This is a genomic window from Janthinobacterium sp. GL_088 (assembly GCF_057837845.1).
Genome location: NZ_CM174453.1, coordinates 1,861,087 through 1,874,375, shown reverse-complemented (window position 1 = coordinate 1,874,375; position 13,289 = coordinate 1,861,087). Strand labels below are relative to the sequence as shown.

Below are 13,289 nucleotides of genomic sequence, written 5' to 3'. Positions count from 1 at the left end.
GCCCGCTGGCACGCTCTCATCGTTCAAGCCATGCCTCATCCGGGCGGCGCGCCGATCAGGCGGCTACGCTGCGCCGGCGGCATGCTGGCCAGCAAGCCGTTGACGAAATCGGCCTGCAGGCGGTACGCGCGCGGCAAATCCGTATCGATGCTCGACACGCGGAACAGCATGGCGTCGGCGACGGTGCCCGTCAGGCCATAGCGCAATTGTTCCAGGCGCTGCTGCATGCCCACCTTGCTGATCTTGTCGCCGATGGTGATCCAGTATGTGATGGGCTCGCTGCGGTTGCCATTCACGGCCAACAAGCGCTTCACGGGCAGGCTGCCGTAGGCCGAAGCCAGCTCGCCATATTCGTCGCGTTCGACCTGGAAACCCTGCGCCGCGTAGCACACTTCCGGCTTATGCACGCCCATGTTGTCGCTCTGGTCGCCGCCGTAGGCGATCGACAGCATCACCCGTTCGCCGTGCGCATTGATGTAGGTGCGCGACAGGGTCTGGTTGTAGATCTTGTTCAGGCGTTCCTGGGTTTCCGGGTCCACCTGCAGCGGCACGATGGAACTGTCGACGCGCCACTCGCCGAAGGCTTGCGGTATCGCCGCTTCGAGCGAAAAACTCGGGCGCTGGTCGGCCATCTTCACGCCCGGCGCCACGCCGTGGCTGAGGATGGCCGCGCCCAGCAGCAAGGCGCCCAGCAGCATATTCATGCGCAGTGCCGCGTTCATGTCGACGCTCCCACGGTTGGCGCGCGGTCCGCCTGGCGCTTGCGCACGATCCACTGCAGCAAGCTGTCGACACTGAGGATCAGCAGCAGCGCGGAAATGAACAGCACCATGCCGGCGAAGCCATGCAGGAAGCCCTGCCCGGCCGCGTCGCCGAAGTAATACGTGATCAGGGTCAGCACGATCACGCGGATGACATTGGCCGTGAAGGAAATCGGCACGATCAGCAGGGCCAGCACGATGTTGCGGAACGGCGAAGTATGCCGCACCAGGTTCAGGTAAAACAGGCCCAGCGCTTCAAGCGTCAGCAAGGTCTGCAAGCCGGCGCAGGCGTCGGCCACCAGCAGCTGGTACTGGCCGATCTGCAGGATCACGCCATTGCGGGCGATCGGATAGCCGGCCAGGAAAAGCAGGTGTTCGGTCACATACGAAACCGCCATTTTCATCGGCATGGTCAGGGTCGTCACCAGCGGCAGCGGCAGCGGCACCATGAACAGCATGAAAAAGAAGGGAAACCACAGAATGCGCGCGGCAATCCAGCCGCGCTTGAGCAGCAGCAACGCCAGGCCGGTGCCGATCAGGGCGAGGATTTCCAGCGACAGGATGTGCTGCGAACGGCCCAGCACATACAGCAGCAGCGCGGCGGCCAGCAGCGGCCAGCCGGCGCGGGCCGGACGGGCGCCAGCGCTCTGCGCCAGCATCTCCGGCCATTTGCGGTAGATCAGCCACAGCGACAGGACCAGGATGATGGGGCCGTGCGCCTGCTCTTCGGTCGACCAGATGCCACGGAACAGCCCGACCAGGCTGGGCGCGAGCATGGCAAGAAAGCCCAACGCCAGCGGCAGCCAGTCCGGCACGGCGGAGCGGCCGGCCTGTGCCGGCGGCATGGCGTGGCCAGGCGCAGCCATCAAAAGTCGACCATCACGGAACCGACCACCTGGGCGCCGCTATGCGTCATTTGCTCGGCCATGGCCGCCACTTCCGCCATCGGCGTCTTGTTCTTGCGCGCCACCAGCAGCACGCCGCCGGCACGCGCGGCCACGGCCAGCGCATCGGAACCGGTGGCATACGCCGGCACGTCGTACAGCACCACGTCATAGCGGCTTTCCAGCTGCTTGTTGAGCGTGACAAAGGAGGTGCGGCTGAGCAATTCCTGCGGATTCGGCGGCAAGGTGCCGGCAGCCAGCACCGACAGCGCGACAAACGATTCCACCTTGGCGATGATATCGAGTTCGGCGCGGCCGGCCAGCACGTCGGACAGGCCCTGGCGCGTCTTCAGGTCGAAGATTTCCTGCTGGCGCGGCGCGCGCAGGTTGGCGTCGACCAGCAAGGTGTGCTCGCCCAGCTGGGAAAACACCACGGCCAGGTTGGCCGCGAACAGGCTGGCGCCGTCGCCCGGCTCCATGCCCAGCACCACCAGCGACTTGCTGCCGCGGGCGAACCAGCGCAGCATCAGCTGGCTGCGCACGGCGCGCAGGGTTTCCACCTGGTGGCTGAAAGGCTGGTAGGCGGCCACCAGTTCCTGCGGATACTTGCCGGCGCCCGGCTGCAGGTAGGGATAGTCGAACTGGCGCGCCAGCACCTGCTCGATATCGGCTTCCGTGATCAGGCCCAGGCGCAGGGCAGCTTCGCCGAAGCGGATGCCCAGTTCCTTTTGCATGCGCAGCACGCGTTCGGCGTTTTCCGGCGTGATCTTGCCCGATTCGAGCAACAGGCCGCCAATGCTGGAATCGGCGCCGCGCACCAGGGGTGCAGTAGTATTGAGGAGGTGTGGACTTGAAGTCATGATAGGTTCCATCTCAGTTCAGGCGCAAACGGCGCGGCAGCATGCCGCGCATGCGACGCTGTTTAGGTTTCCAGTCGACCACGCCGAACACGGGAATCTGCAGCACTTCGCTCAGATCCTGGTCGGAACGGATACGGCGGTCCAGCAATTCGGCCAGCAGTGCGATGCCGCAGCCCAGCATGAGGCCGAGGAAGATCGACAGCAGCACGTTGCGGGGAATCTTCGGGCTGTCCGGCTCGATCGGCGCCGTGGCCGGGTTGAGCATGGCGATATCGGACTGCTCCGCCTGGCCTTCGATGCGCGTCTGCGACAGGCGCTGCGAAGTCACGTCGAAGGCGCGCTGGGCGCTTTCCACATCCTTGCTCAGCACGCCCATTTCATCGCGCGTCCGGTTCAGTTCCAGCACCTTGGCTTTTTGCGCCGCCAGTGCGGCGCGGATCGCGCCTTCGCGCTGCTGCAGGATCTGTGCATTGTTGCCCACGCTTTGCGAGGTGGCGCGCGTCTGCTCGGCCAGGTCGCGGCGCAGCTTGTCCACTTCCGCCTTGGCGCTCTGGTATTGCGGGTGATTGCGGTCCAGGCGCTGGCCCAGTTCGGCCAATTTACCCTCGGCATTGCCCAGGCCCAGCTTCAGGCTCTGGATCAGCGGATTCGACGCCACGTCCGGCGATTCGGACAGGTTGCCGCCCTGCGCCATGCGCTGGCGCGAATTGGCTTCCATGGCCTGGCCCTGCGCCAGCACCAGTTGCGCCGACAGGTCGTTCAAGCGGTTCGATTCCACGTCCAGGCGGTTGTCGACGCTGACGATGCCGTTATCCTGCTGGTATTTCGACAAACGGCTTTGCGCGCGCTCGACGTTATCGCGCAGCAATTTGGTCTGGTCATCGAAGTAAGTCGTCGCCTTGCGCATCGGATCGACCTTCAGCTGGATGCTGACCTTTTGGTACTGTTCCGCAAAGGCGTTCGAGACGGCCGCGACGAATTGCGGGTCGGCGCCCTTGAAGCTGACATCGACCACGCTGCTTTCGCGCGACGGCATCACTTCGAGTTTCTTCAGCAGTAAGTCGGCCAGCCAGTCGCGCACCGTGCCCTTGCCTTGTGCCGCGTCATTGAACTGGGCGATCACGGCAGGGCTGCGCGCCAGTTCCAGCTGGTCGACGACGCGCAAGGCCACGTTCTTGCTGCCGATAATATCGACCTGGGTCGCCATGTAGCCAGGCAGCAACTGCCCCGGCATGGTCATGCCCGTCAAGGGATCGACGCCCTTGTAGTTCAGCAGCAGGGTGCTGGTGGCCTTGTAGGTCTTCGGCAGCACCAGGCTGACGCCCAGCGCCAGCGCCACGGTGATCATCAAGGTCAGCAGCACAATCTTCTTGCGCGCCCGAAGGATCAGCAATAGTTGGGTGAGGTTCATTTGGAAACTTTCAATACAAAAAGGTAGGGAGCCAGTTGCTCTTAGAACAGGCTTTCCTGGACATACACGACATCGTCGACGCGCAGCAGGTCGTCATGCTTGACCGGCAGCACTTCCATCTCGCCGGCCGCATTGCGGCGCTTGACGCGCACGCCGCGTTCGGTGCCGCGCAAGGTCAGGCCACCGCCCACGGACAAGGCTTGCAGCACGGTCATGTTGCGTTCCAGGCGGAAGGCGCCCGGACGCTGGACTTCGCCGTAGATGTAGAAGCGCGGCGCGCGTTCCACGTAGATGATGTCGTTGCCGCCCACTTCCATGTCGCCCTTCAGGTCGCCGTTGCGCACGATGTCGAGGATATCGGCCACGTCGCGCGTGGCAGTGCCGCTGCGCTTGCGGATCACGGTGATCTGGTCGGCGCCGTCAGGACTGACGCCGCCGGCCATGGCCAGCATGTCCATCACGCTGCGCTTGCCTTCCACCGGGTAACGGCCCGGGCGGTTCACCTGGCCCAGCACGGATGCCTGCTGGCTTTGCAGACTGGTGACGATGATGTTGACTTGCGCCTTGCGCAGGAAGCCGCCGCTCTCGAGCAGGCCGCCCAGTTTCTTTTCCGCTGCCGACGTGGACAGGCCGCCGACGGCCACCGCGCCCACCAGCGGGAAGGTGATTTCCCCCGCTTCGCTGACGCGCGTCTCCAGGCCCAGATCCGGGTTGCCGTAGACGGAAATTTTCAGCACATCACCAGCCCCAAGGGGGACATCGGCTGCACCGGCCATGCCTGCGGCGAGGGCCAGAAAGGCCGCCATCATCCAGTTTGCGAGTCGTTTCATGATTGCAGATTCCCGTTGGTAGATTGCTGATGTTTAACTACTTGTCGATAAGTCACTTATTTCAATCCCGCTACGCCGCGCTCATTGGCTTCATGCGCGCTGTTCACCGGCGCCGCTGCCGCAGGTGCCGCTGCCGATGCGCTGGCCGAGGCCGCCGCATCCTTGTTGAAATACTCGATCTTGGCGCTGGCGCGCAAACGCTTCAGTTCCGCTTCGGCCGCATCCTTGTTCTTCTTGTTGGCCAGGAACTGTTCGATTTGCGGCGCGGCCGCGTCCAGGCCCACCGGAGTGTCCTTGATATCGGCCAGCGCGATGAGCAGGCTGCGCTCGCCTTCGCGCACGATGAACAGCTGGCCCTTCGGCATCGATTGCAGTTTGCTGCTCAGTTCGGGCGCCAGGTCGGCGCTGGTGCGCGACACCTGGGTGCGGCCGAACGCGATCTTGTGCTCGTCGAGCCATTGCGCCACGTCTTCCAGCGACTTGGCGCGGTCCATGACGGCTTTGAGCTCATCGTTCAGCGCCGCCGTCGGGATGACCAGCTCGCGCAAATCGAATTGCTTGCGCTGGCTGAAGAACAGGGGATTTTTCGCGAAGTACTCTTCCACTTCGGTCTTGCTCGGGCGGGTGGCCGCGCCGATGCGCTTTTGCATGTATGCCTGGGCAACGATCAGCGCCTTGGCGCGCTCGATGGCTTGCATGACTTTCGGATCGCGGTCGACCTTTTCCTTGGCCGCTTCGTTCTGCAGCAACTGGCGGTCGATCAGCGACTCGAGCAACTGCTTGCTGGCCGCGGCCTGCTGCGGCGCCTGCACGCCGGCGCGTTGCAACTCTTCATTCAACTGCAGGACGGTGATTTCTTCGCCGTTCACGCTGGCCAGCGCCTGGCCAGCCTTTTTTTCCTTGTTGCCGCAGGCGGACAGGCCAGCAGCGGCCAGCAGAACCAGGGCGGCGCACAACAAACGTGGCGCGGGGCGGGAGTGAATAAAATGATTCAAGCGTGCTCCTTCGGATGACAGGTATGACGGGTGGAAAATCCGGCGCAGTATAACGGCCCATGGCCAGGCTGCACCGCACAGACGCCCCGAAAAAAATAGTTATTCGTCAAATAATTAACAATATTGTAAACATAATACACATAATGCATGACGACAAGCAAAATATTTGCTTAAAAATCTACTAATGAGATATAAAAACAACTATTTCCACAGTCTACTTGATTGCAAAAAATTATGTATTGCGTGGCTCAGACTGACTTTAATAACGATAGTTGGCGCGTGCCGTCCCTGACGGCTGCCCGTCCGGGTGACGCACGACCGGCAGGGGCAAGGCCGGATACTGCACACATCGTGAACCCTTTCCAAGAGGAAAGTAATGGCGCATGGCCGGCACGACTCGTGGCAAGGTGAGCGCGGAGTGGTCGCGTAATGCGCTGGTGCTCTATAGATGCTCCATTTTAACGCGTATTGACTCCGTGCAAAGTATATTCAAACGCTATTTTTTCCTGCTGGCAGCATACTGACGCTCAATGGGCGTTCTCGCGCGCCAGCACCACTTTGACCGTGCGCGCGATAATCCACAGATCCAGCCACAGCGACCAGTTGCGCAGGTAATCGAGGTCGAAATGGATGCGCGCCTCCATCTTGTCGAGCGTTTCCGTCTCGCCCCGCAAACCGTTGACCTGGGCCCAGCCCGTAATGCCGGGCTTGACCTTGTGGCGCAACATGTAACCCTTGATCAGCTTGCGGTACTGCTCGTTGTGCACGACGGCATGCGGGCGCGGCCCGACGATGCTCATGCGGCCCTGCAAGACGTTGAGAAATTGTGGCAACTCATCGAGCGAGCTGCGGCGCAGGAAAGCGCCGACACGCGTCACGCGCTGGTCGTTCTTGGTGGCCTGCACCACCGTGTCGCCATCTTCGCCCACCGTCATGGAACGGAACTTGTAGACGACGATCTCTTCGCCATACAGGCCATAGCGGCGCTGGCGGAAAATCACGGGGCCTTTCGAGGTGGTCTTGACGGCGATGGCGATGACCAGCATCACCGGCAGCAGCATGACCTGGATTACCAGCCCCAGCACGATATCGCTGCCCCGCTTGACCATGCTGTTAAAGCCCGTGAACGGCGATTCGCGGATGGCGATGACGGGCATGCCGCCCACGTTGTCGAAACGCGCCTGCATCAGGTCGAAGATATAAATATCGGGCAAGAAATATACGGAAGCCGTCGTATCTTCGAGCTCATCGAGCATCTTGCGGATGCGCGGCTGGGCCGAAATCGGCTGGCTGATGAAGATCATCTTGATATTGTGTTCGCGCACGTAGGTGGCGATGTCATCCATGCGTCCCAGCATGGGTTCGCGCATCTTTTCCGGCCAGCGGTCGTCCGTGCGGTCATCGAAAAAGCCATGCACCTGCATGAAGAGGTTGGCATTGCGCTCGACGGTGGCGGCAAACTTCAGGCTGGCGTCGTTGGCGCCGATGATGACCACCGAGCGCACTTCGCTGTCGCCGTCCGGGCGCAGGCTGAACCTGCGCCCGGCCAGGTGCCCGGCCAGCAGCACGAAGGGCGTGAGGACAAACCAGGCCAGCACCACTTCGGTATCGAAATGATAGGCCAGGCCCGTGGCCGAGCCCAGGAAGATGAGGATCAGCGCGACGATGGTCCAGCCGACGAGAATATCGCGCGCATAGGCCAGCATGCGGCCGCTGCGCCAGGTACGGTAGGGGTCGACATGCTGGAACACCGTCGACGAAATGAAGACGGCCAGTATCATCAGCACCAGCGTATAGCCAGTGAATGTCGAACCCGACAAAACCGTCATCAGGTACAGCAAGCCCATGATGATGATCGGGTCGAGGACGCGCTGGAAAAACGAAATCAGGGGTATATCATTGACAGTCATGTTGATCTTTAAAACTGTACGCTGCCATTGAAGGAAATGCCCTTGGCCCGGTAGCTGCCGCTATCGATGATGGCGACGCCTTCACGCCGCTCCTGGAACACGCGCACGCCCAGCTGGATTTTCCGGTGCGGCGCGTACGTCGCGCCCAGCGAGGCCGTGCGCGTGGTGTCGCGCCCGTCGCCCGGCAGCACCAGGCCGCTGACGGCCTCGAAATCGCGCCGTTCCTGGCGCAGCTGCGCATCGACGCGCACCTTCGACGTGGCCGTCCACGTCGCGCCCAGGCTGGCGCCCGTGTTCAGGCTGCTTGTCACCAGCGAATTGTCGACGGAACCGAATTCGCGCCAGACGATACCCGTGAAATTGACCTTGCCCAGAGGCTTCCAGTACACGCTCAACCGGCCATTCGTGCCGCTGGTGTCGCGCCCGGACAGCAAGTTGTTGCGATGGCGTACCCAGCCACCGAGGAACTCCACCTGCGTGATGTCGCTGTAATCCCAGAAGACATTGGCCTTGATCTCGTCCTGGCGATAGCCGTTGCCGTACACATTGGCATCGAACGCGCCGCGGTTCGGATACTTGCCATTCAGGTGGCGCAACTGCAGGCCGACGCGGCTATTGCTGCGTGCCAGGTAGTCAACGCCAAATTCCGTCGCGTCTTCCGTCCAGTTGGAAAACGATTGCGAGGGCAAGTCATACGAGTAGCGGTCGCGCGACAGGCCGCCGCGCACGCGCCAGCTGGGGTGGAAGCGCCAAGCGCCATTCACGTACTCGCGGCGCTGCGTGCGCAAATTGCGCACCGTGCTCTGGAAGTCGCTGAACGGCGTCAGGGTCTGCGAATAACTGGCGCCCACATGGCCTTCCAGGTGATTGGCGATGTGCCACTCCAGGTCGGCCAGGTAATCCTTGCCATCGTAGTCGAACTGGCTGAAGCGGTTGAAGCTCACCTTCGACCACTTGGCCTGGCCCGTCAGTATCTGGCGGCCGATGGGACGGTTGAACAGGAAGCCCGCCTGCAGCATCCGCGACGTATCCGAGCGGGGGCCGGAAAAGCCCGGCACGTCGTCCGGCAAGCGCATCAGGTTGTCGTCGTACGAATACGCAGTGGCAACGAAAGGCTTGATGGTGTCGCTGATATCGGCCACGGCGCCGCCGCTGGCCAGGGTACCTAAGAGTAACAGCGCAACCGGCAAACGTGGGCTGGCCGTGAAGGCGGCGGCAACGGCTTTTTTACGCAAGGAATTCAACATGGATTTTGTCTTTGAAAGATCACACAGTTGATAGGCAATACTACCAGTAAATCCAGTGCCCACCAGAAATAATCCAGAGCCCCAACACGCCGTTCGTCACGCCGTGCGCGAGGATGGGCGACCACAGGGACTGGCTACGCATGTACAACACACTATAGGCCGCACCGGCCATAATGCCGGCCAGCCATAAATTATGCTCAAAGCCAAACAGCAACACGCTGATGGCGAAGGCCTTGGCGCTGGCCAGGCGCGGATCGGCCCGCAAAAAATCCGGCTTGTCGATCCAGCGCAGCAGGAAAGAGCGCCAGAACAGCTCCTCCATCACGGGCACCACCAGCGCCGCGCCAGCGATGCGCAGCACCACCAGGCTCCACTCGATGCGGCCATCGGTGCGGGGATCGAAGCCGTCCGGGTTGCCGATGCGCATCCAGCTGGCGTCGAGATTGATCCACAGCAAAAAAACAACAATACCGCTGGCCAGCGCTCCGAGAATGGCACGCGCGCCCAACGGCGTCCACAGCAATTCCGTATAACTGCGGCGCCAGTACAACAACAAGCCCAGCACGACGCCGATCTTGACTGCATACAGCCAGCGCATATCCTGCGCGGCAACGCCCAGGCGGCCGAGCATGTCGGCAATAAAAATGAAGGAGAGATAGGCCAGGAATGGCGCTACCCGGGGCAAGGCGGCGCGGTCAAACATGCTGCTGCGCATCGGAGGTGAAGCCACGCGCCGGACGCGGTGGTCCGGAGCGCATGTTTTTCATGACAAACATGCATCCCCCGATGTAATAAATATAATTATATAATTATATCAAGCAGAACCGTTGCCGTGGCAAATAATCCTGACTTAATTACAACAGGGTATGCAAAAAAGCATCAGCTATTGGCGCGCGCCTCGATCTGCTCCCACTTTTCCAGCGCTTCCAGCAGTTCGCCTTCGATCTCGGCCACGCGCGCATTCAGGCGCTTGCCTTCGGCTGGCGTCTTCTTGTAGAAGTCCGGATGCGACAACTCGGCGGCCAGCACCGATTGCTCGTCTTCCAGCTTGGCGATCAGTTTCGGCAACTCTTCGAGTTCGCGCTGTTCCTTGTAGCTGAGCTTTTTCTGCTTGGCGGCCGGTGCGGCAGCCTCGACCTTGACGGCCGGCTTGCTGGCTGGCGCCGTGGCGATCGGCAAGGTGCGCACGCGCTCCCAGTCCGTGTAACCGCCGACGAATTCGCGCCACTTGCCCTCGCCTTCGGCGACGATCACTTGCGTGACCACGTTGTCGAGGAAGGTGCGGTCATGGCTGACGAGGAAGACGGTGCCCGTGTATTCTTCCAGCAACTCTTCCAGCAATTCCAGCGTATCGATATCCAAGTCATTGGTCGGCTCATCGAGTACCAGCACGTTGGCCGGCTTGGCGAACAAGCGCGCCAGCAGCAAACGGTTGCGCTCGCCACCGGACAGCGACTTGACGGGCGAACGGGCGCGTTCCGGCGCGAACAGGAAGTCGTTCAAATATGTCATCACGTGGCGGCGCTGGCCATTGATCTCGACCCAGTCACTGCCTGGCGCGATGGTTTCCATCAGGTTCGCTTCTTCATTCAACTGCGTGCGCATCTGGTCGAAATACGCCACTTGCAGCTTGGTACCCAGGCGGATGCTGCCCGTGTCCGACTCTTCCTGGCCCAGGATCATCTTCAGCAGGGTAGTCTTGCCGGCGCCGTTGGCGCCGATCAGGCCGACCTTGTCGCCGCGCAAGATGGTGGCGCTGAAATCCTTGACGATGACCTTGTCGCCATAAATCTTGGAAACGTTTTCCAGGTCCGCCACGATCTTGCCCGAGCGTTCGCCGGCCGAGACGTCCAGCTTGACTTGTCCCTGCTGGTCGCGGCGCGCATTGCGCGTCAGACGCAGCGCTTCCAGACGGCGCACGCGGCCTTCGTCACGCACGCGGCGGGCCTTGACGCCCTTGCGTATCCACACTTCTTCCTGCGCCAGGAACTTGTCGAACTTGGCGTTTTCCACTTCCTCGATTTCCAGTTGCTCCGCCTTGCGGGTCTGGTAAGCCGTGAAGTTGCCTGGATACGACAGCAAGCGGCCGCGGTCGAGTTCGATGATGCGCGTGGCAACGTTATCGAGGAAGGAGCGGTCATGGGTAATGAACAGCACGCTGCCCTTGAAGTCGCGCAACAAGCCTTCCAGCCACAGGATGGAGCTGAAGTCCAGATGGTTGGTCGGCTCATCGAGCAGCAGCACGTCGGGCGCCGACACCAGCGCGCGCGCCAGCGCCACGCGCTTCTGCATCCCGCCGGACAAGGTTTTCATCAGCATGTCGCCCGTCAAGTTCAAACGGTCGAGCACGGTTTCCACCTTGTTCGGCAAGCTCCACGCATCGGCCGCATCGAGTTTGACCTGGATGTCGTGCATGCGTTCCATCAGTTCGTCGTCATTGCCCTGGCCAAACTGGCCCGTCAGCGCATCGTATTCCTTCAGCCACGCCTGCGATTCGCCCATGCCGGAAGCGACGGCATCGAACACGGACATGTCCGGGTCGAATTGCGGTTCCTGCTCCACATACGCGATCTTGATGCCTTGCTGCATCACCAACAAGCCGTCATCGAGCTTGAACTTGCCCGAAATAACCTTCAACAGCGACGATTTACCCGTGCCGTTGCGGCCGATCAAGCCGACCCGCTCCGTGGTTTCCAGTGAAAATTCCGCGTGATCGAGCAGCGCGACGTGACCGAACGCAAGTTGCGCCGATGAAAGAGAAATGACAGCCATAATGAGTAAGAGTGCTCGGGCGCCGTCTCGCGCACACCGCGTGGTGTGCAAAACAGCCGCCGATTAGATGAATGAAGCACGCATTGTACCGATACTCGCGCAAGCATAGGCATATCTTGCAAACTGTCGGCTATAATTGCGCTCGATTCGCGACACATGGGACGTCTTGCACGCCCCGTGCCGCCGGATCCGGCATGGCAGCTTGCCACGCCTGAGCGTCCTCCCCGTAGCACAATGGATAGTGCACATGCCTCCTAAGCGTGGGATACTGGTTCGATTCCAGTCGGGGGGACCAATCACCTGCCACCGCGCCCTGCCGTACCCAAGCAATTCATCATCGAAACAAATTAACGAAGATCAATCCTCAAGCACGGGCGGCCCTGCGGCGCCAGCCTGCCAGCGACACGAGTCCCAGCAGCATCAGCGCATAGCTTGCCGGTTCCGGCACGGCGCTGACGCTAAATACTTGCATGGCGCCAAACGTGACATTCGGATAAGAGCCGTACGGCGCGCCATCGAGCAAGCTTGCGCCAAAGATGCCATTGACCGGATCGATGTACGAGTAACGCGAAGAAATACCATTGGTGCTCAGATCCGCCGACATGCCCAGGTCGGCGCCGATGCCGAACGTGGGGCCGGCGTTGATGTCATTGAAGGTTTGATACGATCCCACCGTGTCCAGCGCATAGGTTTTCGGCGTTTGCCGGAAATACTGGCCCGACGTCAGGTTGAAGATGAAGGCTGTGCGGTCGCGGTCTTCCGGCGTCATGTTGTAGTTGCCCGACGAATTCCAGCTTTGCGGGTTGTAACCGCCCACCAGCCAGGTCTGGCCGGCGGCGTTGCTCGCCTGCATCACGGAAAACGTGCGTCCCTTGCCGTCGGCGGCCAGGTGGAAGTCGCGCGAGGTGTCGCCCGCCGACTTCGTGTAGATGGCCGTCAGCGCCAGCGGCCCTTCGCCCAGCCAGGCGGACAGCTGCGCTTCCTGCGCGCCGTTGAGCAAGGATTGCGCCGAGGCGGCAGGAACGCTACCGATGCACAGCAAGGCACCGGCGAGCAAGGTGACGGGCTGCACCGCCTTGATTTTCAGCATGATTTGTTGTTGCATCGCTCCCCCTGTGTGATTACCGCGAATTTTCGGCATATCAATATAGCACAAGGAAATGCATTAATTGCATTAATTTATTTCAATTGAAATGCACTTAATACAACAGTTTACTGCAGCCATCATGGCGGCAGCACGGCCGTCACCTCGATTTCCACCCTGGCGCGATCCTCGATCAGGCCGGCTACCTGCACGGCCGTCATGGCAGGAAAATGCTTGCCGATCAGCTCGCGGTACGCCACGCCGATTTGCGGATACGCCGCCACATATTCCTTCTTGTCGAGCACATACCAGTTCATGCGCACGATGTGCTCGGGCAAGGCGCCCGCCTCGGCCAGCACGGCGACGATATTCTGCAAGGCCTGGCGCACCTGTCCCGCAAAATCATCCGTATGGAACTGGCCCTGCGCATCCCAGCCTATCATGCCGCTGACATACACCGTGCGTCCGCTGGCGGCGATACCATTCGCATAGCCGCGCGGCCTGGCCCATCCCGGTGGTTGTAAAACTTGCATAT

The 13,289-nt window shown here is 61.3% G+C and carries 12 protein-coding genes and 1 tRNA gene; 1 reads left to right on the top strand and 12 read right to left on the bottom strand.

Annotated features, from left to right (window positions below):
* Window positions 1-35 precede the first annotated feature (35 nt).
* The 10 genes from epsI to AC3IQ7_RS08465 form a co-directional block, all read right to left on the bottom strand.
* Window positions 36-722 carry an exosortase-associated protein EpsI, B-type gene (epsI, locus tag AC3IQ7_RS08510; protein WP_322427634.1) on the bottom strand — a complete coding sequence of 229 codons (687 nt, stop codon included), beginning with the start codon at window positions 720-722 and terminating at the stop codon, window positions 36-38.
* Window positions 719-1,606, bottom strand: coding sequence for an exosortase B (gene xrtB, locus AC3IQ7_RS08505; RefSeq protein WP_489208990.1), 888 nt, complete (start codon window positions 1,604-1,606; stop codon window positions 719-721). The genes epsI and xrtB overlap by 4 nt, the downstream gene beginning before the upstream one ends.
* Before the next feature lie 20 nt (window positions 1,607-1,626).
* Complete coding sequence (epsG, locus tag AC3IQ7_RS08500) at window positions 1,627-2,505, bottom strand: chain length determinant protein tyrosine kinase EpsG (protein ID WP_035828798.1); 879 nt, start codon at window positions 2,503-2,505, stop codon at window positions 1,627-1,629.
* Window positions 2,506-2,518: 13 nt separating this feature from the next.
* Window positions 2,519-3,916, bottom strand: coding sequence for a chain length determinant protein EpsF (epsF, locus tag AC3IQ7_RS08495; protein WP_099378953.1), 1,398 nt, complete (start codon window positions 3,914-3,916; stop codon window positions 2,519-2,521).
* Window positions 3,917-3,957: 41 nt separating this feature from the next.
* Window positions 3,958-4,746 (bottom strand): polysaccharide export protein EpsE, encoded by a 789-nt coding sequence (epsE, locus tag AC3IQ7_RS08490; RefSeq protein ID WP_099378952.1) that lies wholly within the window; start codon window positions 4,744-4,746, stop codon window positions 3,958-3,960.
* Between the two features lie 56 nt (window positions 4,747-4,802).
* Window positions 4,803-5,741: an EpsD family peptidyl-prolyl cis-trans isomerase gene (locus tag AC3IQ7_RS08485; RefSeq protein WP_233516211.1), complete on the bottom strand. Its 939-nt coding sequence runs from the start codon at window positions 5,739-5,741 to the stop codon at window positions 4,803-4,805.
* A 527-nt stretch (window positions 5,742-6,268) separates the two neighbouring features.
* Window positions 6,269-7,651: an undecaprenyl-phosphate glucose phosphotransferase gene (locus tag AC3IQ7_RS08480; RefSeq protein ID WP_099378951.1), complete on the bottom strand. Its 1,383-nt coding sequence runs from the start codon at window positions 7,649-7,651 to the stop codon at window positions 6,269-6,271.
* 8 nt (window positions 7,652-7,659) lie between these two features.
* Entirely contained in the window at window positions 7,660-8,898 is a 1,239-nt protein-coding gene (gene epsL / locus AC3IQ7_RS08475) for an XrtB/PEP-CTERM-associated polysaccharide biosynthesis outer membrane protein EpsL (protein ID WP_489208987.1), read from the bottom strand.
* A gap of 40 nt (window positions 8,899-8,938) precedes the next feature.
* On the bottom strand, window positions 8,939-9,601 hold the full coding sequence (locus tag AC3IQ7_RS08470; RefSeq protein ID WP_489208985.1) for a CAAX prenyl protease-related protein: 663 nt from the start codon (window positions 9,599-9,601) through the stop codon (window positions 8,939-8,941).
* Window positions 9,602-9,777: 176 nt separating this feature from the next.
* Window positions 9,778-11,670 carry an ATP-binding cassette domain-containing protein gene (locus AC3IQ7_RS08465; RefSeq protein WP_489208983.1) on the bottom strand — a complete coding sequence of 631 codons (1,893 nt, stop codon included), beginning with the start codon at window positions 11,668-11,670 and terminating at the stop codon, window positions 9,778-9,780.
* A gap of 220 nt (window positions 11,671-11,890) precedes the next feature.
* Between AC3IQ7_RS08465 and AC3IQ7_RS08460 the strand changes: the two genes are divergently transcribed.
* Window positions 11,891-11,965: transfer RNA gene (locus AC3IQ7_RS08460), tRNA-Arg, on the top strand.
* A 69-nt stretch (window positions 11,966-12,034) separates the two neighbouring features.
* Here AC3IQ7_RS08460 and AC3IQ7_RS08455 read toward each other — a convergent pair.
* Together AC3IQ7_RS08455 and AC3IQ7_RS08450 are read right to left on the bottom strand one after the other, a co-directional pair.
* Window positions 12,035-12,775, bottom strand: coding sequence for a PEP_CTERM-anchored TLD domain-containing protein (locus tag AC3IQ7_RS08455; protein ID WP_233516209.1), 741 nt, complete (start codon window positions 12,773-12,775; stop codon window positions 12,035-12,037).
* Window positions 12,776-12,894: 119 nt separating this feature from the next.
* Window positions 12,895-13,287, bottom strand: a complete 393-nt coding sequence (locus tag AC3IQ7_RS08450; protein ID WP_322427684.1) for a RidA family protein — start codon at window positions 13,285-13,287, stop codon at window positions 12,895-12,897.
* Window positions 13,288-13,289 lie beyond the last annotated feature (2 nt).